Below are 24,470 nucleotides of genomic sequence, written 5' to 3'. Positions count from 1 at the left end.
AGGTTATGGGCGACTTATCACCGCTCAACCCGCTGGGTTTTGGCCTATCGATGGCGATCGGCTTGGTGCTTTTGCTCGAAAGCGCCTAAGATTTGTGCACATGCATCAAGCACATTATGACCGTTCTGGAGCGGCGGCAGGACGCCTCGGCCGCTGATGCTCAACTGATAGCCGAGGCCTGCCTGCGTGCGGCAGGTGAGGTGGGCCTTTCCAAGGAGGATCTGGGAGCGATCGTGGGCCGGCACCGCACCAGCCTGGAGCGCAGCGGCCTGCCGCCCCAGAGCAAGGAAGGGCAGCTGGGGCTGCTGTTTCTGCGGGTGATGCGCAGCCTCGATGCCCTGATGGGTTCCGATCCGGAGCTGATGCGCCACTGGCTGGAGCAGCCCAATCAGCACCTGGGCGAGCAGGCACCAAGCCAGTTACTGGCCTCGGTGGAGGGCCTAGCGCGGGTGGCGGCCTATCTCGACGCGATGCGTGCTTGAGGCCCATCTCCAGCCGCTGGTGGGCCAGGTGGTGCGCATGACCGACCGCCAGGGCTACCAGGCCAGCGAACGCTGGACCGATTCACTGCAGGAGCAGGCACGGCTGGAGGCCCTGATCGACACGGTGAAGCCGCCGGCCCCGCCGGGGCAGCACCGGCTGCTCACCACCCCCTTTCGCTATCCGCCATTGCGCAGCGGCTCCAGTTTCACCGCAGCCGACCAGCGAGAGCTGTTTTATGGGGCCAGGGGCCTGGGCACGGTGTTGGCCGAGCGGGCCTTCCATGCCCTGCGACTTCTGGAGGGTTCACCGCTGCCGGCCGGCAAGGTGATCCAGCGCGAGCAAACGTCGTTTCAGGTAGAGATCGCGGTGCAGCGGGGCCTGCAGCTGCAGCACTGCCTGAACGCAGCAGAACTGGCGGGGGTGACCGATCCCTGCAGCTACCAAGCCAGCCAGGCGCTGGGGAAACAGCTCCGCCAGCTCGATGTGGAAGCCTTCGAGGTGCCCTCAGCCCGTGCCCCGCTGGAGCCTCCCTGCGTGGGTGTGCTCACCCCAGCAGCATTTGCCAGTACCCCGTTCGACTTCCAGGACTGGGCGCTGGAGATTCGCCCCGATGGGGTGACCTTTGCCTCGTTTGGCCTGAGCCAAGTGTTCACGCTCCTGCGGGAGCAGTTCCTAGTGGAAGGCCGCTGGCCAGGCCGTGCTGCGAGTGGATGAGCGATTCCGCACCAACGCCTGCCTGCGCAACCAGCTCAATCTCGCGGTACATCCCTCAAGGTGACCAGCAAGGGCCAGGTGACCTTGCGCAAGGAGCTCCTGGCCCATCTCGGTGTGAAGCCCGGCCAACGACTTGATGTGGAGGAGCTCCAGGAGGCCAGCTGGGCTGGTTGGGCCGGACTTCCCTGCGGCGAGCGCAAATCAGGAATCGCAAACCTGTGAGGATCACGGCCGACACCAACGTGCTGGTGCGGGCGCTGGTGCAGGACGATCTAGGCAAGGGCTGTGCGAGCTGGTGTGGATGCTGCGGCGGGTGTATCGCTTCAGCTCCAGCGACTGCATCGGCGCCATCGAAGCGCTGCTGGCCAGCTCCAGCGTGCGCGCCGGGCTGCAGCTTTTGGCGGCGACCAACTGGCGACCTTTGACCAGGAGGCAGCGCGGCTTCTGGCTGCAGCCGGTGAGCCGGTGCGTCTGCTTCTTTGAGCTCATCAGACGGACTTCCCCCTGAGCCGCCAGGCGCCTGATTCGGCAGTGTTCAGGATTCTGTACAGCCTGTACGGATTGACGCGGCAGCCAAGCGTGATAGCCGCCACCCGCCAAGGAAGCTCCACCTGCACTCGGCCTCGCACGGCCTGCCGCCCTAAAATAATGTCACTGACATCGCCACGAATTCGCGGCGTTCCCCATGGTTCAGGTCACGGCCCGCCTCCCCGACGCCCTTGGCGCCGAGCTTGATGCGGCGGCCCAGCAACTCAACCGATGCCGGGCCGACATCATCCGCCAGGCCATCGAGTACTACCTCGACGACATTGAAGATCTGCGCTGCGGGGTGGCAGCGCTGAAGGATCCGGCAGACCCCGTACTCAACTGGGCGGAGGTGCGCGATGCGCTGCTCGCTGCGGATTAAACGGTCCGCGGTCAAGGCGCTTGGCGCACTCCCAAAAGCTGATCGCCTGCGGGTGGTTGAGGCGATCGACCTGCTCTGCGACACACCTGCCGCCGGCTCTGCGCTCAAGGGTGAATTCGAAGGGTTGCGACGCCTACGGGTGGGCCACTATCGCGTGGTCTACGAATGGCAGCGCAGCGAACTGGTGATCCTGGTGGTGCGCATCGGCCATCGCCGCGAGGTCTATCGCTGATGGATCCCATATCCCCATCCCACCCATCACCCTGATGCCCGCCCGCACCGCCACCCGCACCCGCGACCCCGCGAAACAATGGCTGGTGCTCGAGCCCAACCGGATCGAGAAGCAGTACTGGAAAGACCTGTGGCGCTACCGGGAGCTGTTCGCGATCCTGGCCTGGCGTGACATCACCGTGCGCTACAAGCAGACCTTCATCGGCGTGGCCTGGGCGCTGATTCGGCCGTTTCTCACCATGGTGGTGTTCACAGTGATCTTTGGCCGACTGGCCAAGTTGCCCACAGAGGGGAATGCGCCCTACGCCATTTTGGTTTTTGCGGCGATGTTGCCCTGGCAGTTTTTCAGCACGGCACTGAGCAGCTGCTCTGAGAGCCTCATCTCCAACGCAAACTTGCTTACAAAAGTGTATTTCCCGCGGTTGATAGTGCCGGCAGCAGCGGTGATCACGAGCTTTGTGGACTTCCTGATCTCTTTTGTGATCCTGGCTGGCCTGATGCTCTGGCATCAGTGGTGGCCGAGCTGGCGTCTTTTGACTCTCCCCCTCTGGGTGGCGGTGGCCTTTGCAGCAAGTATGGGCGCGGGCCTGTGGCTGGCCAGCCTGAATGTGCAATACCGCGACTTCCGCTATGTTGTGCCCTTTCTGGTGCAGTTTGGTCTGTATGTGAGCCCGGTGGGTTTCTCCAGCGCGATCGTGCCCGAGAAGTGGCAGCTGCTGTTTGCGCTCAACCCGATGGTGGGCGTGATCGAGGGGTTTCGCTGGGCGATTATTGGCCGGGGAGCGTATATCAACCCGCTGGGTTTTGGCCTATCGATGGTGATCGTGCTGCTGCTGCTAATTACCGGCATCCGCCAGTTCCGGCGCATGGAGAAGCGGTTTGCGGATGTGATCTGAGTGCGCGCGATCGGAGCCGCGTCTCACCCGTCTGCATCATTTGGGGCTAGCATCGCCTCAGATGACGCCGCCCGGAGCCCTCTGCCCTTGGCACCTGCAATCCCTGTTCCCACACGTGAAGAAGCCCCTGAAGCCAACTTGAGCCAAGCCTTCTGGCAACGCGCTGCTGAACGCGGCGCCCTGGATGAGCAGCAGCGCTTGACAGCGATTGAGCAGGGCTGGAGCAGCAGCTGGCTGGCGGCCCTGCGGCAGCATCTGCACCTCAAGCCGGCAGACCTGGAACCATTGCTGGCCCTCTCGGAGGCCACGATGGCTCGCCGCAGCCGCGAGCAGGTGGTCCTGGATCTGGTGGCCTCCGAGAGGTTGGACCGACTGGTGGAGGTGATCAGCTTGGCCTACGGCGTGTTTGAGCAGCCAGCCAGCACCGAGGCTTGGCTCAAGGCACCCCACCCGCTGCTGCATCAGGCGAGCCCACTGCAGCACTGCCGCACGGCGATCGGCGCGGGCCAGGTGCGGCGGCTGCTAATGGCCCTGGAGCAAGGCGCACCGGTGTGAGCGAGGGTGTGATTAGAGCCTGGCGACTGAGCAAGGCCCGCTACTCCGGAGATCTCACGGGCCAGGGAGCGGCTCGCGATGGCCAGCGCTGGAACCAACCAGGGCAGCGGGCGGTGTACCTGGGGATGACACCCGAGATCACCTTGCTGGAAGTGTTGATGCACCTCAACGGTGTGCTCAGCGCCCCACTTGTGCTGTGTGGTTTCGACGTGCCCGATACGCCGGGGCTGATCGGCAAGGCCGATCCCACGGTCCTGTCGGAGGGCTGGAACGCCATCCCGCATGGCCAGGCCAGCGCCGCGTTTGGAGGCGAATGGCTGCGGACCGGGCAACAGCTAGGCCTGGTGCTGCCCTCGGTGGTGGTGCCTCAGGCCCGCAACCTGCTGCTTAATCCCCTGCACCCAGCCATGGCCCAGGTGGCGCTGGTGCACCAGGAGCCCTTCCAGCTGGATCAACGGCTGGGCTGACCCACCCTCTTTCTTTCTTTATGACCCCGCACCTCCCTGCATGAGCGATTCCGACGTAGTGATCCGGGTAGAGGGACTCGGTAAGAAGTACTCCCTCCATCACGAGCAAGGCGAGCGCTACACGGCCCTGCGCGATGTGGTGGCCCGCCAGGCCAAGGCAGCTGGCCGGCTGCTGAACCCCTTCACGCTGGCGGGGCAATTGCGCAAGGCCCAGCGCCAGGCGGCGAAGGAGCGATCCGAAAGCGAAGAGGAGTTCTGGGCGCTGAAGGATGTGAGCTTCGAGATCCGCCGGGGTGAGCGGGTTGGGATCATCGGCCGCAATGGGGCGGGCAAGAGCACCCTGCTGAAGATCCTCAGCCGCATCACCGAACCCTCCACGGGCCGAGTGGAGATCCTGGGAAGGGTGGCAAGCCTGCTGGAGGTGGGCACGGGCTTCCACCCGGAGCTCACGGGCCGGGAGAACATTTATCTGAATGGCGCCATCTTGGGGATGATGCGGCGGGAGATCCGTGCCAAGTTTGATAAGATCGTAGATTTCGCCGAGGTGGAGAAATTCTTAGACACACCGGTTAAGCGCTACTCCAGCGGCATGTATGTGCGGCTGGCGTTTGCGGTGGCGGCGTATCTGGAGCCGGAGATCCTTGTGGTGGATGAGGTGCTGGCGGTGGGGGATGCCAGTTTTCAGAAGAAGTGTTTAGGGAAAATGAAAGACGTATCAGGAGAAGGGAGGACTGTGCTTTTTGTTAGCCATAGCATGGGCGTCCTAGGCGAACTTTGCAGCAAAGGCATTTGGCTGAACGAAGGGAAAATCCAATACTTAGGGTCCTCAGTCGATTGCATACAAAAATATCTCTCTAGCGGATACGAAAGGGGAGCTGGCTTTGTCGACCTAAGCAACCACAAAAATAGAATAAGAGGCGCCAAAAACATCCTAATATCGGCGGCCCTCTTTGGAAAAGATAAAACTCCAAATAGAGACTTCAAGCAAAATGAATGCCTTAAGCTAAGAATAAAATACCAAGCTAGTGAAGCAGATTCGCTGGCTGGCGCAGGTTTTATTGTAAAGACAACCGAGGGGATTAGAGTAGGAGGATTTAACACTTATATGGCATTTCAGCCTCCACATAATATACCGTCATCCGGAGAAGTTGAGTTTAGAATTGAATGCAATCAATTGACGCCCGGGCAATATGTCCTGACAGTTTCCCTTGGAAGCCACCAAGGCACACTCGCAGACAAAGTCGAAGATTGCATTGATTTTTCAATAATGCAATCAGATATTTACAAGACCGGCTATTTACTTACCAAAGAGGATGGTGTCGCAGCATTAAGAGCCGAAGCGGTTGTCAGCTCATTGTCCCATGTTGATATCGTTAAATGACATATCTCATACCTCAGCTGAGTCGAATTGCTCCACAAAAAGCAAAAGAATACTATAGATCGGTAACTAGCAAAGTTAGAAACACATCCCAACTGCTTCATCTCAAGAAAAGAGTTAAACAGAAAGGCAATAGCGTTAAAAGTTTCAAGTATTATAAGTTTAAGGGAAAAGTCCTTGCCTTCCTTGACAATCACCGCAAACATGATTCCAGCTTTGAATACTATTATTCAAAGACGTCAACAGAGACATCACTTTATGCATCAGTATACGCATTAATGACACTGAGCATACTCGGCGAATTGTCCGGTATTCCCAACAGCATAAGGCATAGTTGGGCGCATTATTTTGATTCTTATCAGAGCCAGAATGGCTTATTTATTGATCCTTCGGTGTACAATGAAATATATGATGATTCCGATTGGTGGGGAGCTCGCCATCTGGCACTTCATATGATAAGTGGATATACAGCACTAGGGTCTAGGCCCAGTAAACCATTCAACTTCCTTTCTGAATTTTCGACAAGACAGATATCCTCATGGCTGAATAGCATTGAGTGGCATGAGCGTAGGCTCGGCGACTCAGATGTTGACAATAAGATCATGAATATAGGATGCCTGCTTCAATACCAACGAGATCAATGGCAAGATAAAAATGCCGCTGATTCATTAAATTCTATGAAATCTATTCTTTTTGAAAGAATAAATCCCCAAACAGGTATGTGGGGAAATCTTGATGTAGATAATCCAAGGCAGAGATCAAGGCTTGTTCAGTTTGCTTATCACCTTTTTCCACTCTTTTTTTATGATGGATTTTATTCCTTTAATTGGGATCAAATCATAAAGACTGTGCTAAAAACTCAGAATGGCCTTGGCGGCTTCGGTGTTGCTACAAATTCAAGCGCCTGTGAAGATATAGATTCAATAGATATTTTGATAAGAGCATTCCCATTCGTTAGTCAAAGCATGAAAAGAAAGATAAATAAGGCACTCAACCTTGCCTTTAAGTGGGTCACTGCAAACATGGTAGATGACGGTGGATTTGTATTTAGGCTAAATGAGTCGTTTGTATATGGATCCCCGCAGACTATGAGCCTAATTAATCAGGGTGCCATGCTTCCAACATGGTTTAGGACACTAAGTTTAATGTATATGGCGAGGCATCTCGGCATTGGCGAGAGTTTTAACCTAACAAGATGCCCTGGGTACGAACAATGAAAAACACACGAGACTTTCTTTCATTAAAAGCAATAGACCGATACCCTGCATTAAAAGATGTTCTATACTCCCGCCTTGCCCCAGCATTTCATTGTAAGACGCACTTGACCACCACTGAGTTAATCACTCTTTACAGGTTGGCCAAGCGAAGAATTAACGCCATGGAGGTTGGCTCTTATTTAGGAGCTTCTTCATGTGCAATAGCGGCGGGCATTAACTCAAACAAAGGCCGTTTGCTTTGCATAGATACTTGGGAGAATGACGCAATGAGCGAAGGCGCAATGGATACGTTTAATGAATTTAAATCTAATACAATGAGGTTCTCGAAGTTCATTATTCCAGTCCGAGGATGGAGCAATATGGTAAAAGATAATGTCTACGGCTTAACGGATTCCTTGGACTTACTCTTCATTGACGGGGATCATAGTTATGAGGGTGCAAAGCAAGACTGGGATACGTATAAGAGTTTACTTCGAGAGGGTTCTGTAGTGATATTTCATGATGTTGGCTGGGCTACTGGCGTGCAAAGAGTAATTGCTGAGGAAGTACGCCACGTAACAACTAAGGTCGGCTCTTTGCCAAATATGTGGTGGGGAACTCTTAGCAAGAAGCCGTGATCTCAATTATAATTCCTACTCGGAATAGAGCGAGTCTTCTTGGTAGCGCGGTCTTGTCCCTAGCGTCTCAATGCAAAGAGTTTGAAGATTCGGAACTTATTATTGTTGATAATGGGTCAAAAGACAGCACACACCTAGTCTGCAAGTCTCTGGGATCTCATTTCCGCAACTATACCTATTTGCATGAGGCCAGCCCGGGACTCCACGCTGGTCGTCATCGAGGATGCTCAGTTGCCCGTGGCTCAATTCTTGTATTTTTAGATGATGATGTTGAAGTTACTGATACTTGGCTTTCGGCAATCATTGAGAACTTTAGCTCCGATGACCTAGCCATGCTTGGCGGGAATAGTGTCCCCATTTTTTATGGGACATACCCGCGATGGCTGGATAGCCTTTGGAACTCTCGTGGCGATGATGTTCACTCTTTACCTTGGCTCAGCATTCAAGAGCAAGCCAATGGTAAGTATCCAATAAGCCCGTATATGGTTTGGGGTTGCAATTTTGCTATCCGTAGGGACGTGCTAATTGCAGCTGGCGGCTTTCACCCGGACGGAATGCCTCAAGACCTGATCCGTTTTCGGGGAGATGGTGAAACTCACGTTTCCAAATATATTGCCGACAATAAACTTAAGTGCATGTTTGATTCACGAGCATCAGTTTATCACAAAGTAACTCCGGAGCGAATGACTTTGGGGTATTTCCGGAAGAGAGGGTTCAATCAAGGGGTTTCCGATTCCTACACTTGCCTAAGAAATGCCCCCAAAGTGCATTCCATTACGCCGCCTAGTAGCCATCAAAAGCTCATGCCAAGACTTCGGAATAAGCTCAGAGCTGCTAAGAAAAAGGCACTTGGATGGTCTACACCGTCGGCTTCCACATTAAATCCTGCACAAGCAGCTTTCCATGAGGGCTACAAGGAAGGATTCGCATATCATCAGTCGGCCTATGAATCGGATCCAGAAGTTAGAGCCTGGGTTCACAAAGAAACCTACTTCTAATCCATGACAGCAAATTTAATTGAAGCGATAGTACATAAGGGTCGAACGCTTGCTGTTCTGCTGCGAACACAATTTCACCAGGAGGGAATTGACTTTTTTACTCCTGGCGATTTCTCCCAGCAACTGGGGTACATGAACCGCCCTAGCGGCTATGTGATCCCTCCCCACGTCCACAACCCCGTGGCCCGCGAGGTGCAATACACCAAGGAGGTGCTGTTCATCAGATCCGGCCGCGTGCGGGTCGACTTCTACGACGACGACCACACCTATCTCGAAAGCCGCGTCCTTGAAACCGGCGACGTGATCCTGCTCGCCTACGGTGGCCATGGCTTCGAGATGCTCGAACCCACCGAGATGATCGAGGTGAAGCAGGGCCCCTACGCCGGCGACAATGATAAAACCCGTTTTGAGGGCATCAGCGCCGATCAGGCTGTGATCAAACCATGAGCGAGCCCTTTGAGCTCAGCAGCTCCAGCGGCACCTTCCGGCGCTCTGCCCCTCGCCAACCGTAAACACGCCAGCAGCCTCAAAACCCCTTAATGCCCCCAGGCCGTTTGCAAAACTCGATACTCTGCATTGAATTCTGTTGACGATCTGGCAGCAGGATTACCCTGGCCTTGTGGGTGGTTCGAGAGCGACGTATGCCAGGGTTGGCGGACTGTCTTCTGCGGCTGCAGGCAGAAGGCCGGCAGTGCATCTCTGCCGGTGAGCTTCGTCATCGCCTCGGCGGGTCGCAACCAGCCCTTGCAGCTTGCATCACCCGCCAGCTTCGCAATGGATCCATCGCCCGGCTCCACCCCGGCTTCTATGTGCTGCTGCGGCCTGAAGACGGTATCTATGGACTTCCAGATCCCATGCACTGGCTCGATCCGCTGATGCAGTTCCTGGGCAATGCCTACCGGGTTTCCCTCTGGCGTGCTGCTGCCCTGCATGGATCCAGCCATCAGGCTGCAATGGCTGTGCAGGTGATCACGCCACGCCTGCTGAGGCCGATTCAGAAGGGTCGTGTGCAGGTGCGCTTTCTGCATCAGCAGCCCGAGCTGTTCGCCGCTGTGAACCGCCCCCCCTTGATCGATGTGATCCCCACACCGCGGGGATACGCGACCATGGCCGGCATCGAGCTCACCCTTGCCGACTGCCTCCGCTACGTGCGGCAGCTGGGTGGGATCGACCATGCCGCCCAGATCGTCAAGGATCTGGCAGACCAGGCACGGCCCGATCGACTTGCTGAGTTGGCCCCATGGCTGGAAAGCACCACGATCCGCCGCCTGGGCTACCTTCTGCAAACGCTGGGGCATCCACACCTGGCTGAAGCGCTCCAGCCCTTTGCCGCTGTCTCCAAAAATTGGGTGCCGCTTAGCCCTCCAGAGGCCGATCCTTTGTTGGCTGATGACATGCCGATGACTACCAGAGATACGACATGGAAGGTGATCGTGAATCACAGCCTGGAGCTTGACGATTGATACCTGAAGGGTTCGTTCAGGCCTGGGCGCTCCAGGCACCATGGCCGGATCCTCGCCAGGTGGAGCAGGATCTCATCATTTCACGGGCACTGCACGATCTCTTCAGCCACCCTGGTCTGCAAGAGCGGTTGGCTTTTCGAGGTGGCACAGCGATCCACAAGCTGTTGATGCCCGAGCCTCTGCGCTATTCAGAAGATATCGACCTGATCTTTTTGCAGCCAGGCCCCATCAAGCCGCTGCTGCAGGCCATCGGTGATGCACTGCAGTGGCTGGGCCTTGATCGCGATGTGAAGCAGAGTGGCCAGACGATCAAACTGCTCTATCTCTATTCGCCAGTTGGCGCAGTCGGAGAAGAAACTCGAAGACTCAAGATTGAAATCAATACCCTGGAACACCAGGCTTGCCTTCATCTGGCCCATTACCCTTTCACGCTCGAAAACCCTTGGTTTAGCGGAAACGCAAATCTGCTTTCTTATGTCGCTGAGGAGTTGATTGCCACCAAGTTTCGGGCCTTACTGCAGCGACGTAAAGATCGAGATCTGTTTGATCTAGGCCAGGCCTTTGATCGACTCGATCTTGATGATGCAGCGATTCTTGCTTGCTTTCAGCACTACCTGGGAAGTACGGCCCCATCGTTCACGCGCGCCAACGTGGAGGAAATTTTGCTGAAGAAGTTAAACAGGAGCTTGGTGGGTGACATCAACCCACTGCTGCCCAGCCATGTGGAGTATGAGCAAAACCATGCTTTGCAGGCTTTCAAGACGCTCTGGCTACGCCTTGTTGTGGGCTTATCAGGTGCTCCTTGGAAAAACTCAACGGCTGTAATCGAGCAGTATCATGCCCAAAATCGATCTAATGTTTTCGCAGAAATGCTGGGTGCTTGAGGTACGTAAGCTCCATGCCATGATCAAGCCATGAGCCAGCCCTTCGAGCTCAGCAGCCGCTACTACGACCTCCTCTATCAGGGGAAAGACTCCGCCGCTGAAGCCGCCTATGTGGATCAGCTGCTCCAGCGCCACGGCATCGCTGGCCGCGACCTGCTCGATTACGGCTCCGGCACCGGGCGCCACGGCTGCCTGCTCGCCTCCCGCGGCTACCGCGTCCATGGCCTCGAGCGCAGCGCCGCCATGGTGGCCGCCGCCCAGCAGGCCGAAGGCTTCAGCTGCCAGCAGGGCGACATCACCACCACCCAGCTGCCGCGGCGCTTCAACGCGGTTCTCGCGTTGTTCCATGTGGTGAGTTACCAAACCACCAACCCCGCCGTGCAGGCCGTGTTTGCCAACGCCGCCCACCACCTCGATTCAGGCGGCCTGTTCTTGTTCGACGTGTGGTACTCCCCCGCCGTGGCCGCCCGGCGGCCCGAACTGCGCGTCAAGCGCCTGCAAACCACCGATCTCGCCATCACCCGCATCGCCGAGCCCACACTCCACCCCAACGCCAACCGCGTGGATGTGCACTACACCGTGATGGCCCAAGACCTCACCACCGGCGCCTTCCACTCCTTCGAGGAAACGCACCCGATGCGCCACTTCTCCCTCCCCGAGCTCGACCTCCTGGCAGAAGCCGCCGGCTTCGAGCGCCTCACCGCCGAGGAATGGCTCACTGGTGCCGCGCCATCGGAGGCCACCTGGGGCGTGTGCCTGGTGCTGCGCAAGCGATGACTGACTTCATCCCCGTCAACGAACCCGTAATCGGCGAGCGGGAAAAAGAGCTGGTGATGGAGTGCCTCAACACCGGCTGGATCTCCTCTGAAGGCCCGTTCGTGAGCCAGTTCGAGGAAGCCTTCAGCCGCCGGGTGGGTCGCCAGCACGGCATCGCCTGCGCCAACGGCAGCGCCGCCCTCGACATCGCCGTGGCTGCTCTCAAGCTGGGCCCCGGCGACGAGGTAATTCTGCCCACCTTCACGATCATCTCTTGCGCCGCCGCCATCGTGCGCGCCGGCGCCACCCCCGTGGTGGTCGACGCCGACCCCGACACCTGGAACATGGTGCCCGAACAGGTGGCCGCCGCCATCACCCCCCGCACCGCCGCGATCATGGTTGTGCACATCTACGGTCTGCCTGTAGATATGGATCCGATCCTCGATCTGGCCGACCGCCACGGCTTGGCCGTAATCGAAGATGCCGCGGAACTGATCGGTGGCACCTACAGGGGCAAACCCTGCGGTTCCTTTGGCCACATCAGCACCTTCAGCTTCTATCCCAATAAGCACATCACCACTGGTGAAGGGGGGATGTGCGTCACTGACGACCCCGCCTTAGCCGAGCGCTGCCGTTCGCTCCGCAACCTTTGCTTTCAGGCTAAGCAGCGTTTCGTGCACGAAGAGCTGGGGTGGAATTACCGGATGACGAATATTCAGGCGGCATTGGGGTTGGCGCAACTGGAGAACCTTGATGCCTCGCTGGTAAGAAAGCGACAGATTGGCGTGAACTACTCCGAGTATTTTTCCAATGTTGTCGGGCTTCAGCTTCCTCTGGGGCAACTACCTTATGCCGCCAACCTCTACTGGGTTTTTGCCATTGTTCTAAACAATTCCAGTCTTAGCCGTTCCGGCTTAATCGAGTATCTCAGTGAAGCAGGGATTGGCACAAGGCCATTCTTTTTCCCTATTCACAGACAGCCAGTATTTCTGAAGCAGGGCTTATTTGAAGGAGTAGAACTGCCCATTGCAGAGGGTCTATCTGCCTCTGGTTTGTATTTGCCAAGTGGACTTGCTCTCACGGATTGCCAGATAAGCAGAGTCGCAACTATTGTTTTGCAGCATTTCCGTTGATTACTCCTCAACTACCAACATCGCATAGAACCGTTGTTATGATTGCTCGATATTCCTGGGCTGGAATATCGACGCCATTGCTAAACGCCGCTAGCCTTTTTGCCGAAGAAGGCTGGAGAGTTGTCATCTACGCCCCAAATGCCGACCTTGACCGATTTCCTTTTCCTTCGCATCTAAGAGGCTGCTTATTAGGCATTCCGCCTGAAGAGGCGCGAAAACTTGATGTTTTTGGCAAATTCTCTATTCTAAGAAGTGCTATAAAAAAATCAGACTTAATATTCTTCTTCGACCATCAATCACTCTTCTACCTTGCAGGCGCTTTGTTCGTAAAAGTTAAGAAAGTCTACTTCTCTCTTGAATTCCTCGAAAAAAATAGCAACGCCGAACTGAGATTGCGGAGCCGCTTAAGATATTTCCTTTTGAAAATGTTAGAGCGACTAGGGGCGCATTGGTGTGATTTGGTGATATCGCAAGATTTAATGCGTTGCAATTATCTAAGAACCAGCTTGGGAGTAAAAAGGTTGTCAGTGGTATACAATTCGCCAAGGAAGCCAATTCCTTCTAGTGATTCTAGATACTTCAGAGATAGATTCGGCATAGACGATAGTGTTTTTATTCTGCTATGTGTTGGAACCTTGAATGAAGATACGTTGCTGCATTTTCTGCTTGGTTGCGCTCCGCTTTTGCCAAAAAGATTTGCAATAGTGCTTCACGGTTGGTTCACAGATCCCAGGCAGGCCGAGCTTGCTAGAAGCCTTGAAAAACTCTACACTGGATCTATTTACGTCTCTACTGATCTTGTAGATTCTTCGAAAAAATGGATGATCTACAATGGTTCAGACTCTGTATTCGTAGGATTTTCCCAGTCGAATAACAATCTCCGCCTCGCTCTTGGATCTGCTGGCAAACTATATGATGCATTGGCTTGCGGGAAGCCAGTTGTGGTCAATGCCTCTCATTCCCATGCCTTCGTAAATGGAAAGGGGATAGGGAAGGTTGTTAGAGATTGTCACGAGCTTGCGACCGCACTGAATGAAATCAGCAATAATTATACTGAATACCAGAAAAGGTGCCTTGCTGCCTCGCTTGAATTTAGCCATGACAAGTCGATGGTCGAATCCCTCAGTCTTCTATCGATCTCGATTTAGCGCGAAAGACGCGCTCGGCATATCTAATCCGCTTCAGAATGAATGGGCCAGGCTATGAGAAAAAACATTAACTTTGCCTGCGGAGGCGTCTATGTGTAAGGCTCCGACAGGCTCAACCTGGATTATGCCAGCACCAGCTCCGCAGTGCAGCCTGCCAATCTTCTTGTCCGCTTGCCTTTGGCAGACGTAACTGCGCGCTTAGTCTACTCTTCCCACTTTCTAGAGCACATCCCGCGCGATCTGGTGGCACCATTCCTTCAGCAGTGCTGGCGCATTCTTAAACCCGGTGGCCTGCTCAGGCTGGTGGTGCCCGATCTGAAGAATCTCTGCCGCAATTATCTTCAGCCTCTCGACCAAGGTGAGTACGAGAAGGCCTATTTCATGGTGCTGGAGCTGCTGGATCAGTGTGTACGGCGTCAATCCTGCGGAGCATTGGGTTGCTACTACCAAAGCCTGAAGGCTGATCCCCGGGGAAACGAAAGCAGCAAGGCCTTCGTGCGCGAACGCGCTGGTGAAGAACTGATGCATTCCCCCCCCGCCCACCGAAAGGCGCACCTTGCGCGCGATCCTGCGGCGGCTACCAGCCTTTGCCGAGCGCCTCTGGATGCTGGCCGTGATCAAGCTGCTGCCGCGCGCCTTCCGCGAGCAGAACATGAGCGTGGTCGAGCGCCATCACTGGCTCTACGACGCCCACAGCCTCATGCATTTGTTGAGTGCCAGTGGTTTCGTGGCGATCGAGCGCTGCACGGCATCCACCAGCCACCATTCCGATTTCCCCTTCCATCCGCTCGACCTGGCTGCCGATGGCCAGCCGCGCAAGGGCACCGAGTCGTTATTCATCGAGGCGCAGAAGCCCCGTTAACGCTCAGTACGCCAGCCGCCTCCGCATGGGGAGGCCGGCATGGTTGAGGTCAACCGACTCGTTGCCCCGCCCGTTCGCGAGCACCTTGGAGAAACGGAGCGCAGCTATCTCCACAGCGTGTTCGAGCGCTACCAGGGCTATCCCTCGCTGCAGCAACTGTGGCAGTTGATGGATGAGCAGTGGCATGACCATGGCTGTGATCCCCTGCAGATGGATGGGCGCGTGACGGCCTTCTACCGGGATCCCGTGTGGCTGCTCAATGGCCTGTTCATCGAGCAGGATCCCCAGAGCCTGGCCATTCGGCAGGCGTTCACCGCGTGGGTTATGGAGCAAGCCCCTGCGCGCGTGGCCGACTTCGGCGGCGGTTTCGGTGGGCTGGCGCGCTTCATCGGCACGGCTTTGCCCCAGGCCTCGGTGGAGGTGGTGGAGCCCCATCCCCATCCGGCGGCGATGGCCCTGGCTGCAGATACGCCCAACGTGCGCTTTGTTTCCGAACTCACGGGTGACTACGACCTGCTGGTCGCCACCGATGTGTTCGAGCACGTGCCCGATCCGATCGCGCTGGCAGCCAGCACCGCCAGCCACCTGCGTATCGGCGGCCGTTATCTGATCGCCAACTGTTTTGCTCCGGTGATTGCCTGCCACCTGCCCCAACTCTTCCATCTCTCGATCGGCTGGGATCAAGCGATGCGCGGAATGGGCTTGCAGCCGCGTGAGAAGGTTAAATATGGCCGTGCTTATGGGCGTACTGGAGATCTTGATGAAGAGGCGGCTAAGCGAGCTGAGATCTTGGCCCGGTGGGTGTATCCCTGGGTGAAATCCCTCCCCAAAGGCCGCACACATGCCGGGCGAGCCTTGATGCGTTTGATGTCTGCGATGCCAGCCCGTTGAAGGTTTTCCAGCTCAACTGCTCCGACATCTACGGCGGCGCAGCCCGCGCGGCCTATCGCATCCATCACGGCCTGCGCAGCTCCGGCATCGACTCCCAGATGCTGGTGAATGTGGCCGCCTCGGGCGATTGGACAGTGGAGGGCCCCACCAGCAAATGGGCCAAGGCCATCAGCCGTATCCGTCCGCAATTGGCCACGCCGCTTCGTCAGCTGCTGCACACGGGCAACCCGATCATCCACTCCCCGGCGTTGTTGCCATCGCGCTGGCCTGAGCGGATCAATGCCTCTGGTGCCGATGTGGTGCACCTGCACTGGGTGCAGGGCGAGATGCTCTCGATTGCCGATATCGCCCGCATCCGCAAGCCGATCGTGTGGACCTTGCACGACATGTGGGCCTTCTGCGGCGCCGAGCACTACACCACCGATCACCGCTGGCGCGATGGCTACCGGCGCGACAACCGCCCGGCCCACGAGAGCGGCTTCGATCTCAACCGCCACACCTGGCAGCGCAAACGCAAACACTGGCGCCTGCCGCTGCAGATCGTGTGCCCCAGCCAGTGGCTGGCCGGTTGCGTGCGCGCCAGTGCCCTGATGCACGATTGGCCCGTAGCGGTGGTGTCCAATCCGATCGACACCGACAGCTGGCAGCCGATCGACCAGCGCCTGGCTCGCCAGCTTCTCGGGCTGCCGCAGGACTGCCCGCTGTTGCTGTTTGGCGCCATCGGCGGCGGCAGCGATCCGCGCAAGGGCATCGACCTGCTGCTCGCTGCCCTCGCCCACCTGCGCACCGAACCCAACCTCCAGACCCTGCAGCTGGTGGTGTTCGGCCAGCTCGCCCCCCAAGCACCGCCCCAGCTCGGCTTCCCGGTTCACTACACCGGCCACCTGCACGACGACCTCAGCCTGCGCGCCCTCTACAGCGCCGCCGATGCGTTCGTGATCCCCTCCCGCCAGGAGAACCTGCCCAATACCGGCCTCGAAGCCCAGGCCTGCTGCACCCCGGTAGTGGCCTTCAACACCGGTGGCTTGCTCGACATCGTGGCCGACCGCGTTACCGGCGCCCTGGCCAAACCGTTTGAGCCGGCTTCCCTCGCGGCGGTAATTCGCTGGGTGCTGGAGGATCCATCGCGTCGCCGTGCCTTGGGGGCTGCGGCTAGGGAGCGGGCCGAGCGGCTCTGGGCTCCGGCGCGGGTGGCGGGGATGTACGCAGAGATATACAAGACATCAGTGGCAATTGGTTGCCCGAGCTCTTCTAGGCAACCATCAAAACCTTGAAGTGCCATCATGATTTCTACCGCATGAGCAATCGGTAGGACAATGAGAGAGGTTTCGATCTCAACCGCTAGACCTGCAGCGCAAGGAAAATCGCTAACACTGCCCGTTGCGTGAGCCCCAGTGCCTTCATTGACGATAAAATTGTGGCGATAGTGCCCAATCCGATTAACATTAACCACAGACAATCCATCGCTCAGCACCTTGCAAGAAGAAGTTAGATATTTTTAATAGTTATTCGCTGTGCTTTTTGTCGACCTACTCGACAGCAGCGGTTCGCGGAAGGTCTGGGATCTGCCAAAACCGGCCTGCACCAGCGAATCCGCCGTGCCTAGGCTATTCCGAGATACTAAAGCTAGTGTGAACAGTCAGAAGCAGATCTGCTCAAGACCCGATCCACCATTAATGCCACGAATCTGTCTGATCACGGCATGCCTGAATGAAGCTGGCGAGATCAGCCGCCATATCGATGCGCTACAGCAGAGCTGCATCGTTCCTGGGGTGAGCATGGCGATCGTGGATGGCGGCTCGACAGACGGAACCGACACCCTTCTGAGTGAGATCCTCAACAAAAAAGAAGCAGCCATCCTGCCAGGAAGCGGCATCTACAAGGCATGGAATCATGCTATCACCAAAAATCCAAATAATGACTATTACTGCTTTCTTGGTGTTGGCGACAGACTGGAAACCCAGGGCCTAATAGAAGCGCTCGCCCTAATTAAATCCACAGCCCCAGATATTGTCTATGGCACGGTGATCTCAAACACAGGGAAATTAGTGAAGCCTATTTGCCCAAAGATGGCCTGCCGATGGCACTGGGGGCGCCTGCCTTTCTGCCATGCAGGCACACTTTTTTCAGAGGAGTTGTTTCGGATTTACGGATTGTTCAATCCCAGCTACCGTATATGCGCTGATCTGGAGTGGCTACTGCGTGCAGGCAAGGCCGCCATACAGCACGAACGCGAGCTTTCCTTTGGAAGCACCAGCAGCATTCTCGCGTGCATGCGGCGCGGTGGAATCAGCTTTGATCGCACGCACTTCAACTGCGTAATCAGCGAGACGCAGCGAGCGCATGAAACGCATCAGATTCCCATCAGCCCTAAGAGAAAACTTTACTTCCAATGGAGGCAAGTTAACAATCGCCTCTTTGGTGCCGGATAACATGACGATTCAATCCTCGCCAGACAAGGCAGCAATACCATTCATCTCTATTGTTATTGCGAGCCTTAACCGTCATGACGAACTGACGAAATGCCTGGCATCGATCGACAACGCACTGCAGAAGAAACGCCAAACTTGCGAAGTTATTATAGTTGACCAGTCTCCCAAAAGGTATGTGGCATCTACGTCATATTCCTACCCTGTCACGATTATTGCTTCGGCTCCAGGCGCCTCTCACGCGCGCAACATCGGACTCCAGCATTGCACTGGTGACTATATTTGGTTTCTCGACGATGATGCACAGGTTGTTCATTTCCTGCCGTTCTCCCAATCGCAGCTTGATGGGCAGCCCATCCTTTTTGCCCAATGGAAGGAGCGTCCCTGTCCCGCAAGGCGCAACCTTTATGGCGGCTTTCTCTCCAGACTATGGCTGATTCGCATCTCTGGCACACCCTTCTATTTACTTCCTCGCCACCTAGCTCTAAAGTCAGGTGGATTCGATGAACGAATTGGCCCCGGTCGTGAGATTGCAGCCGGGGAAGATCTCGATCTACTCATCCGCACCAGCACGCTGTCCAGGATGAAGCAGCCCGTTATCTTCATCGCCGAGCTATCGCATCCAAATAACCGTCCACCGGTCGCCAAACGGATGCTTTACGCACGCGCAAGGGGATATGTACTGGCCAGAAGCCAGTGGCAACTTGCCATGGCGGTAGAAATTATTTATTCACTGATGGCTGGTCTGAGAGGCGACAGACACCGCATCTGCTCCGTGCTAACAGGGTACGCAGAGGGCCTCAGAATGCCCCGTGACACGTAGTTCAGAACTTATGCGCCGAGATTGTCGCGGCAGGCCTCAAGTGCAATAAGCCACACATCACGGTCAAAAAGCTGCTGATACCGAGCAAAGGAACTAGCGCGCAGGTCATTCAACATCTCGGGCCTTGAGAGCACCTCAATCGCGCCACGAATGTCCTGTACAGGGTCGGTGTTATTACAAAGTAAATTCAGCGAGCCAACCCATCCCAGGCCCGAACGGAGGATCTGCGGCGCGCAGACCGCTAGGCCGCAGGCCATCGCCTCAAGCTGCACGATCCCAAAGGCTTCATTGCTGCTGTAGGAGGGCAAAATAAGCACATCACAAGCGGCGACCACATCAAGTTTCTGCTGCTCATCGAGCCGCCCATGCAGAACCACCTGCTGATAGGCAGGCACGAGTTGGGCGATCAGGACTTCGATCTCCGTGGTGTCACCAGTACCAATGATGTGCAGCTCGCCGGCAGCAGAGCCGGCAAAAGCCCGCAGCAGCAGATCCACCCGCTTGTAGGTGCCCAGCCGGCCCACAAACACCAGCTTGATCCTCCCTCCTGCAACACGGTGTGTTGCCGCTTGGTTGTTCTTACACTTCTGCAAGCAGAGTTGTTCTTGAACTTCCGACAGGCAACAGGAAAGTACAGCGATCTTTGAGAGATCGATCCCCTCTTCTCTTAGAGCCTCGGCAAGCACAGGAGAGGTGGTGAGCAGATTCACCTGAGCTGCGCGAATCCAATAAACAGCCAGGCCCTCATAGACCGAAAGCAACAAGGCAACCAGCCATCTCTGCGAGTCCAGAAACGCATGCCAATACACACAGATCTTTCGCCTCGGCTTCAGCAACCAGGCCGCCATGCCCAGAACTAGGACCATCGGACAAGGCAGATGCAGCAGTAGAGGCTCATCACTCGTGAGCACCCGCCACAAGCGGGCGGAGGGAAGGACAAAGAGCAGCTTGCCCATTCGCAGCGCGGGCAGGCGCAATCGCGCGTAATTGACTGGCAATGGATCACTCGGGTACGAGCCTCCCTCGTTGCCAGAGGAGGGTGCTCGCAGGGAGAGCGTGGTCACGGAATCCCCGTTGGCTGTGAGAGCGCTCGCCAGTTCATGGGCCACCCGCTCAACACCGCCATAGCCGGGCGGCCACTCCCGCAACAGCTGAATCACGCCTGCCCAGCCTGGATCAACACTGCCGAGCCGCCACCGCGCCCCTACCACCGACCAACAGCCGCAGCGTCATCCCCACAATCAGCAGATCCAGCAACGGCCCAGCATTGCGCAGGTAATAGAGGTCATAGCTGAGTTTGGCGCGGCTGTCTGCCACAGAGGCGCCGTAGGGGAAGCACACCTGGGCCCAACCGCTCAGGCCCGGGCGGAGCCAGTGGCGCAGGCGGTATTGGGGAATCTGGGCTTCAAGTTGTTGTTCAAGCTCGGGACGCTCCGGGCGGGGGCCGATCAGGCTCATTTCGCCGCTGAGCACGCTCACCAGCTGGGGGAGTTCGTCGATGCGCCAGCGGCGCAGCCAGTGGCCCACCCGCGTGATGCGCGGATCGCCGGGCGTTGCCCAGCGGATACCGCTGGCTTCAGCATCCACGGCCATCGTGCGCAGTTTGGTGAGCCAAATCAATGAGCCGTATTGGCCACTGCGGTGTTGGCGGTAGAGCAGGGGGCCGCCGTCCTCCAGCTTGATCAGCAGCATCGCCAGCAGCAGCAGCGGTGCGGTGGCCAGCAGCAGCAGCGCGGCCCCCAGCACATCCCCAAAGCGCTTCAGGCGCCGGATGAAGCAGCCCGGCTGCAGCTGGAAGCCCTCACCCACCAGCAGGGCATCGGGGTCAAACAGTTCCGGCGGCAGCCGCTGCAACTAGCGCTCGCACCAGCTATCTAAAGCGCAGCAGCTCAGGCCGCGCTTCCGTGCCGCCAGCAGCACCCCCAGCTCGCTGGGCCGCTGCGTCCCCAAGGCGGCTGTGCTGATCGCCACCCCCGCCAGCTCGCGCCCACCCGCCGCCACTTCCGCCTCCAGATCCTCCAGCCGGCAGCAGCGCCAGAGCGGCTGCTCGCTACTGCCCCAGCGGCGCCGCTCACCCGCCAGCTCCCGCTCCAGCACCTGCTGCTCAGCGGGGCTGGCCACCAGCAGCCAGGGCAGCCCAACGACCGAACGGCGGCGCAGCAGCGTCTGCCCAAGCAGGGAACCCAGCACCACCAACCCCAGCCAGGGCAGCAGGAAGCCGCGGAAGCGAGTGGCCTCCATCAGCACCCGTGCCAGCCAGCTGTTCAGCTGCACCGCCAGCAGCAGCAGCGCCGCCGCCGCCAGGGCCAGCCCCAGCCGGCGCAGGGCCACGCTGCGCTGGGGGCTCTCGCGCGAGTAGCGCCCCAGCAGATAGGAAAACACCAGCCAAGCCAGGGCAAAACCCCAGGCCTCACTGCTCTCGCCCCACCAGCCACCGATCCGCAGCTGATAGATGCCGGCATAGGCCAGCAGCAGCATCACCAGATCCCAACCAGCCAGAACGACCAGACGCAGTCGGGCACGCAGCCAGGGCAAACGCATCGGTTCAAGTTAGGCAGGGCAGGGTTGCAGCCAGCTCATAGCTGAGTTAACGCCAACTAAAAACTAAAAACTGAAGACCGGGCAGGGGCCAACAACATTTTCAGGGGTGGGCTAAGTCCTAGCTAAGTCCACCACAAAAAAGCGACCTCTCCCCTCCAGCCACCAATCTCTTGCCCTCAAACAACAAAACCGGGATCAATCACCGCCAGCGCCGCCGCCGCCTTTTCGCACAATTCGGCGTGGGCTGGGCCGTGGCTGGCGATTAAACAGCCGGCCTGGCGTACGTCACCGCTGTTGTAGGCCAGGGCGCGGCCGTCGGCATGGCTGAAGGCGCCACCGGCGGCGCGTAACACCGCCTCAGGAGCTGCCATATCCCAATCCTTCGGGGCGCTCTTGCCCGACAAGGAGATATAGAGATCAGTCTCACCGCGCAGGATCGTGGCCACCTTGCCGCCGACGCTGCCGATTGCCTTGGTGTCGCCTAGGGCCAGGGCCGCCAGCAGCTGCTCGAGCCGCTGGTCGCGGTGGTTGCGGCTGGCCACCAGCACCAGCTCGCCGAGAGCTCGCCGGCCACTAAGCCGCACGGGGCTGCGCTCGCCCACCCGGCTTTCGCACCAGGCCTCTCCTGCCGAGCCCGCCAACCCTGGCATCACGCCCAGCCACAGCTCCTCCAGCACAGGCAGCAGCACCACCCCCAGCACCGGCTCGCCGCCGTGCACCAGGGCCAGATGCACCGCATATTCGCCCGTGCCCTGCAGGAAGTCTTTAGTGCCATCGAGGGGATCGAGGATCCACAGCCACTCCGCCGCCAGGGGCTCGCCTTCAGTGAGCTGCTCCTTGGCGGTTTCCTCGCTCAGCACGGTCCACTCCGCCGTGGGGAAGGCTGCGGCCAGGCCCTCCAGCAGCCACTGGTTCACCGCCAGATCCGCCGCACTCACCGGGCCCTCGCCGCCCTCATCCACGCTCAACGCCGGCGGGAAGCCATAGGGGGGCTGCTCGCCGCGGCCATAGGCCAGCAGGATGTCGGCCGCGCCCCAGCTCAGCCGCCGCAGCTCCACCAGCAAGGCTTCGAGCGCAATGCCAGAGGGCAAGGGGAGGGCAGCCGGCATCATGGGTTGGCAGGGTTCAGCATTTTGCAGGAGCCCACCCCAAGCCGTGCAAGCCCCCGAACCCGCCCCCGGCGTGCTCTACCTGGTGGGCACCCCCATCGGCAACCTGGCCGACCTCTCGCCCCGCGCCCGCCAGGTGCTCGCCGGCGTGCAGCGCATCGCCTGCGAAGACACTCGCCGCAGCGGCCTGCTGCTGCATCAGCTCGGCCTGCGTCAAAAAGAGCAGGGGCCGCGGCTGGTGAGCTTCCACGCCCACAACCAAACCGCCCGCATCCCCGAACTGCTTGCGGCCCTCGCCGCAGGCGAAGCCCTGGCCGTGATCAGTGACGCCGGGCTGCCGGGCATCTCCGATCCCGGCGAGGTGCTGGTGGCGGCCGCCCGCACAGCTGGCCACAACGTGATTTGCATTCCCGGCCCCAGCGCTGTCACCACCGCCCTGGTGAGCAGTGGCCTGCCGTGCGGCCGCTTCTGCTTTGAGGGCTTCCTGCCGCCCAAGACCAACCAGCGCCGTCAGCGACTGCAGGAACTGCAAACTGAGCAGCGCACCATGGTGCTGTTTGAAGCCCCGCACCGGCTGCTCGATCTGCTCGATGATCTACTGGCGGTGCTGGGTGATCGGCCCCTACGCGTCGCCCGCGAACTCACCAAAAAGCACGAAGAGCAGGTGGGTCCCAGCGTTAGCGCAGCCATCGAGCACTTCCGCCGCACCCCGCCCCAGGGGGAATGCACCCTGGTGTTGGCAGGCGCCCTGCCGCCAGAGCCCCTGGCCTGGGATAGCGCTGCCCTCAGCGCCGAGCTGCAGGAGCTGCAGCGGGCCGGCCACAGCAGCAACGCCGCCGCCAAGCTGCTGGCCGAGCGCACCGGCCACAGCAAGCGGGAGCTCTACGCCCTGCTGCACCAGGAGCAGCTGCAGACCGAGTCCTGACCGGGCAGACTGCCGCCACAGGGATTACCTAGTGATCTGATGGTCGTGCGCCTGCGCCTGCTTGCATCCAGCCTGCTGGGCGGTGGCTTGCTGCTAGCGATCCTCTGCCTGGGTGCTCAAAACCTCGACCAGCGCCCCAGCCTCAACCTGGGCTTTGCCCGCAGCACACCCCTGCCAGCCGGTTTTCTGGTGGGCATCGCGCTAGTGATTGGCGTACTCAGTGGCGGCTGCAGCGCCGCCCTGCTCGTCCCCCGCAACGAGCAACTGCCTGGGGATTAAGGGCCCGGTGATTAACTGCCGGGCAAGGAGTAGAGGCTGCCCTCCATCACCACCCGGCTGATGCCCTGGGCAATCAGGTAGGGCGCCGTGCGCTCCAGGATGCGAGTGTCTGGCACCTTGATCACGCGCTGGGTGCGGCCGCAGTGGCGTTTGGCCTGACGGGGATTGGCGAACACCATCAGGGCCTGCCGCTCCTCTTCACCATCGGGTAGCGGGCCAAGCTCGGGGAAGTCCTTGAGCGGCTTGGCTTGGAGCTCCACTGTTTTATCCACCAGCATGTAAACGCTGGCTGGAAGGGGCGCATCTGCGAGCGGCTGGCATTGGGCCGGCTCGCCAACGTGATCCACCAGCAACAGCGGCACGGCCACAAACTGGTCGGCTAGATCGTCGTCAGCGAAGTCGAGATCATTGGCGTCATCGCCAAAATCATCGGCATCGTCGATCGCCAGCAACGCATGCTCTTCGTCGCCGCCGGCGGGCTCTGGAGGTTCAGGCTCTGATGCAACTGGTTCTGGAACGTCTCCTTCTGGAGCAGCTTGTTCTGGAGAAGCTTGTTCTGGAGAAAGCTTGAGCGGCCGGTTGCGTTGCTGCTTGAGCTGCTCGTATTCAGCTGGCTCCAGCCCAGCCTTCACCACGCGGCTCACGGTGTTGGTGCTGCAGCCATAGGCCTCAGCCAGCTCGGCGCTGACTTCCCCTGCGCGGTAGCGAGCCACGATCTCGATCTTCTGGCTGTCAGTGAGCCGGGTGGCAGCCATGGGGCGAGC

General features: G+C 58.4%; 32 protein-coding genes and 1 pseudogene. 27 read left to right on the top strand and 6 right to left on the bottom strand.

Translation table 11 applies throughout. From position 1 onward, the window contains the following. The first annotated feature begins 116 nt into the window (after positions 1–116). From KBY73_RS03925 to KBY73_RS15120, 20 genes and pseudogenes are all read left to right on the top strand, one after another. Complete coding sequence (locus KBY73_RS03925) at positions 117–482, top strand: MbcA/ParS/Xre antitoxin family protein (RefSeq protein WP_254935803.1); 366 nt, start codon at positions 117–119, stop codon at positions 480–482. Continuing rightward, positions 475–1,197 carry an RES family NAD+ phosphorylase gene (locus KBY73_RS03920; RefSeq protein WP_254935802.1) on the top strand — a complete coding sequence of 241 codons (723 nt, stop codon included), beginning with the start codon at positions 475–477 and terminating at the stop codon, positions 1,195–1,197. The genes KBY73_RS03925 and KBY73_RS03920 overlap by 8 nt, the downstream gene beginning before the upstream one ends. A 60-nt stretch (positions 1,198–1,257) precedes the next feature. After that, positions 1,258–1,419: an AbrB/MazE/SpoVT family DNA-binding domain-containing protein gene (locus tag KBY73_RS03915; RefSeq protein WP_254935801.1), complete on the top strand. Its 162-nt coding sequence runs from the start codon at positions 1,258–1,260 to the stop codon at positions 1,417–1,419. A gap of 79 nt (positions 1,420–1,498) precedes the next feature. After that, complete coding sequence (locus tag KBY73_RS03910; RefSeq protein WP_254935800.1) at positions 1,499–1,705, top strand: hypothetical protein; 207 nt, start codon at positions 1,499–1,501, stop codon at positions 1,703–1,705. Positions 1,706–1,882: 177 nt separating this feature from the next. Then, on the top strand, positions 1,883–2,104 hold the full coding sequence (locus tag KBY73_RS03905) for a ribbon-helix-helix protein, CopG family (RefSeq protein ID WP_254935799.1): 222 nt from the start codon (positions 1,883–1,885) through the stop codon (positions 2,102–2,104). 52 nt (positions 2,105–2,156) lie between these two features. Beyond that, positions 2,157–2,336 carry a type II toxin-antitoxin system RelE/ParE family toxin gene (locus tag KBY73_RS03900; RefSeq protein ID WP_254935798.1) on the top strand — a complete coding sequence of 60 codons (180 nt, stop codon included), beginning with the start codon at positions 2,157–2,159 and terminating at the stop codon, positions 2,334–2,336. Between the two features lie 34 nt (positions 2,337–2,370). Then, positions 2,371–3,231 (top strand): ABC transporter permease, encoded by an 861-nt coding sequence (locus KBY73_RS03895; RefSeq protein WP_254935797.1) that lies wholly within the window; start codon positions 2,371–2,373, stop codon positions 3,229–3,231. Between the two features lie 138 nt (positions 3,232–3,369). Continuing rightward, complete coding sequence (locus KBY73_RS03890) at positions 3,370–3,786, top strand: antitoxin Xre/MbcA/ParS toxin-binding domain-containing protein (RefSeq protein ID WP_254935796.1); 417 nt, start codon at positions 3,370–3,372, stop codon at positions 3,784–3,786. Continuing rightward, positions 3,783–4,253: an RES family NAD+ phosphorylase gene (locus KBY73_RS03885; protein ID WP_254935795.1), complete on the top strand. Its 471-nt coding sequence runs from the start codon at positions 3,783–3,785 to the stop codon at positions 4,251–4,253. Before KBY73_RS03890 ends, KBY73_RS03885 begins: the two co-directional genes overlap by 4 nt. Positions 4,254–4,293: 40 nt before the next feature. After that, positions 4,294–5,634: an ABC transporter ATP-binding protein gene (locus KBY73_RS03880; RefSeq protein ID WP_254935794.1), complete on the top strand. Its 1,341-nt coding sequence runs from the start codon at positions 4,294–4,296 to the stop codon at positions 5,632–5,634. Continuing rightward, positions 5,631–6,848 carry a hypothetical protein gene (locus KBY73_RS03875; RefSeq protein WP_254935793.1) on the top strand — a complete coding sequence of 406 codons (1,218 nt, stop codon included), beginning with the start codon at positions 5,631–5,633 and terminating at the stop codon, positions 6,846–6,848. The genes KBY73_RS03880 and KBY73_RS03875 overlap by 4 nt, the downstream gene beginning before the upstream one ends. A 104-nt stretch (positions 6,849–6,952) precedes the next feature. Further along, positions 6,953–7,465 carry a class I SAM-dependent methyltransferase gene (locus KBY73_RS03870; protein ID WP_254935792.1) on the top strand — a complete coding sequence of 171 codons (513 nt, stop codon included), beginning with the start codon at positions 6,953–6,955 and terminating at the stop codon, positions 7,463–7,465. Beyond that, positions 7,462–8,463 carry a glycosyltransferase family 2 protein gene (locus tag KBY73_RS03865; RefSeq protein ID WP_254935791.1) on the top strand — a complete coding sequence of 334 codons (1,002 nt, stop codon included), beginning with the start codon at positions 7,462–7,464 and terminating at the stop codon, positions 8,461–8,463. The genes KBY73_RS03870 and KBY73_RS03865 overlap by 4 nt, the downstream gene beginning before the upstream one ends. A 132-nt stretch (positions 8,464–8,595) precedes the next feature. Further along, a complete protein-coding gene (locus KBY73_RS03860; protein ID WP_254935790.1) occupies positions 8,596–8,910 on the top strand; it encodes a hypothetical protein in 315 nt (104 codons plus the stop codon). Between the two features lie 203 nt (positions 8,911–9,113). Beyond that, complete coding sequence (locus KBY73_RS03855) at positions 9,114–9,926, top strand: type IV toxin-antitoxin system AbiEi family antitoxin (RefSeq protein ID WP_254935789.1); 813 nt, start codon at positions 9,114–9,116, stop codon at positions 9,924–9,926. 59 nt (positions 9,927–9,985) lie between these two features. Further along, positions 9,986–10,810 (top strand): nucleotidyl transferase AbiEii/AbiGii toxin family protein, encoded by an 825-nt coding sequence (locus KBY73_RS03850; protein WP_254935788.1) that lies wholly within the window; start codon positions 9,986–9,988, stop codon positions 10,808–10,810. 30 nt (positions 10,811–10,840) lie between these two features. Further along, complete coding sequence (locus KBY73_RS03845; protein ID WP_254935787.1) at positions 10,841–11,587, top strand: class I SAM-dependent methyltransferase; 747 nt, start codon at positions 10,841–10,843, stop codon at positions 11,585–11,587. Continuing rightward, on the top strand, positions 11,584–12,699 hold the full coding sequence (locus KBY73_RS03840; RefSeq protein WP_254935786.1) for a DegT/DnrJ/EryC1/StrS aminotransferase family protein: 1,116 nt from the start codon (positions 11,584–11,586) through the stop codon (positions 12,697–12,699). Before KBY73_RS03845 ends, KBY73_RS03840 begins: the two co-directional genes overlap by 4 nt. A gap of 38 nt (positions 12,700–12,737) precedes the next feature. Beyond that, the gene (locus KBY73_RS03835) at positions 12,738–13,847 is read left to right on the top strand and encodes a hypothetical protein (RefSeq protein WP_254935785.1); all 1,110 of its coding nucleotides are present in this window, start codon (positions 12,738–12,740) and stop codon (positions 13,845–13,847) included. A gap of 144 nt (positions 13,848–13,991) precedes the next feature. After that, positions 13,992–14,087, top strand: a pseudogene (locus KBY73_RS15120) (hypothetical protein); the annotation flags it as partial. Here KBY73_RS15120 and KBY73_RS03830 read toward each other — a convergent pair. After that, positions 14,067–14,375 carry a hypothetical protein gene (locus KBY73_RS03830; protein ID WP_254935784.1) on the bottom strand — a complete coding sequence of 103 codons (309 nt, stop codon included), beginning with the start codon at positions 14,373–14,375 and terminating at the stop codon, positions 14,067–14,069. The pseudogene KBY73_RS15120 and the gene KBY73_RS03830 sit on opposite strands and share 21 nt — an antisense overlap. Positions 14,376–14,403: 28 nt before the next feature. Here KBY73_RS03830 and KBY73_RS03825 point away from each other — a divergent pair, with 28 nt between their 5' ends. The 5 genes from KBY73_RS03825 to KBY73_RS03805 all read left to right on the top strand — a co-directional run bounded on the left by KBY73_RS03825 (position 14,404) and on the right by KBY73_RS03805 (position 18,852). Then, positions 14,404–14,709 carry a hypothetical protein gene (locus KBY73_RS03825; protein WP_254935783.1) on the top strand — a complete coding sequence of 102 codons (306 nt, stop codon included), beginning with the start codon at positions 14,404–14,406 and terminating at the stop codon, positions 14,707–14,709. 39 nt (positions 14,710–14,748) lie between these two features. Then, a complete protein-coding gene (locus tag KBY73_RS03820; protein WP_254935782.1) occupies positions 14,749–15,600 on the top strand; it encodes a bifunctional 2-polyprenyl-6-hydroxyphenol methylase/3-demethylubiquinol 3-O-methyltransferase UbiG in 852 nt (283 codons plus the stop codon). Further along, positions 15,597–16,874: a glycosyltransferase family 4 protein gene (locus KBY73_RS03815; protein WP_254935781.1), complete on the top strand. Its 1,278-nt coding sequence runs from the start codon at positions 15,597–15,599 to the stop codon at positions 16,872–16,874. Before KBY73_RS03820 ends, KBY73_RS03815 begins: the two co-directional genes overlap by 4 nt. A gap of 357 nt (positions 16,875–17,231) precedes the next feature. Further along, complete coding sequence (locus KBY73_RS03810) at positions 17,232–18,032, top strand: glycosyltransferase (protein ID WP_254935780.1); 801 nt, start codon at positions 17,232–17,234, stop codon at positions 18,030–18,032. After that, positions 17,944–18,852, top strand: coding sequence for a glycosyltransferase family 2 protein (locus tag KBY73_RS03805; protein WP_254935779.1), 909 nt, complete (start codon positions 17,944–17,946; stop codon positions 18,850–18,852). Before KBY73_RS03810 ends, KBY73_RS03805 begins: the two co-directional genes overlap by 89 nt. Before the next feature lie 8 nt (positions 18,853–18,860). On the opposite strand, the gene KBY73_RS03800 is transcribed toward KBY73_RS03805, so the two are convergent. The 4 genes from KBY73_RS03800 to KBY73_RS03785 form a co-directional block, all read right to left on the bottom strand. Continuing rightward, the gene (locus KBY73_RS03800; RefSeq protein ID WP_254935778.1) at positions 18,861–20,012 is read right to left on the bottom strand and encodes a glycosyltransferase family 4 protein; all 1,152 of its coding nucleotides are present in this window, start codon (positions 20,010–20,012) and stop codon (positions 18,861–18,863) included. A 16-nt stretch (positions 20,013–20,028) separates the two neighbouring features. Next, positions 20,029–20,706 carry a sugar transferase gene (locus KBY73_RS03795; protein WP_254935777.1) on the bottom strand — a complete coding sequence of 226 codons (678 nt, stop codon included), beginning with the start codon at positions 20,704–20,706 and terminating at the stop codon, positions 20,029–20,031. Continuing rightward, entirely contained in the window at positions 20,707–21,393 is a 687-nt protein-coding gene (locus KBY73_RS03790) for a hypothetical protein (protein ID WP_254935776.1), read from the bottom strand. Positions 21,394–21,569: 176 nt separating this feature from the next. Beyond that, entirely contained in the window at positions 21,570–22,505 is a 936-nt protein-coding gene (locus tag KBY73_RS03785) for a 3'(2'),5'-bisphosphate nucleotidase CysQ (protein ID WP_254935775.1), read from the bottom strand. Between KBY73_RS03785 and rsmI the strand changes: the two genes are divergently transcribed. Beyond that, positions 22,504–23,427 (top strand): 16S rRNA (cytidine(1402)-2'-O)-methyltransferase, encoded by a 924-nt coding sequence (rsmI, locus tag KBY73_RS03780; RefSeq protein ID WP_254935774.1) that lies wholly within the window; start codon positions 22,504–22,506, stop codon positions 23,425–23,427. The two genes, KBY73_RS03785 and rsmI, sit on opposite strands and share 2 nt — an antisense overlap. 39 nt (positions 23,428–23,466) lie before the next feature. Further along, on the top strand, positions 23,467–23,706 hold the full coding sequence (locus KBY73_RS03775; RefSeq protein WP_254935773.1) for a hypothetical protein: 240 nt from the start codon (positions 23,467–23,469) through the stop codon (positions 23,704–23,706). A gap of 11 nt (positions 23,707–23,717) precedes the next feature. On the opposite strand, the gene KBY73_RS03770 is transcribed toward KBY73_RS03775, so the two are convergent. Beyond that, complete coding sequence (locus KBY73_RS03770) at positions 23,718–24,461, bottom strand: hypothetical protein (RefSeq protein ID WP_254935772.1); 744 nt, start codon at positions 24,459–24,461, stop codon at positions 23,718–23,720. Positions 24,462–24,470 lie beyond the last annotated feature (9 nt).

Origin of the sequence: Cyanobium sp. Tous-M-B4 (assembly GCF_024345395.1) — a bacterium.
Taxonomy (GTDB): Bacteria; Cyanobacteriota; Cyanobacteriia; order PCC-6307; family Cyanobiaceae; genus Cyanobium_A.
The sequence above is the reverse complement of the archived record's forward strand: the minus strand, read 5'-3'. Positions and strand labels throughout refer to the sequence as shown.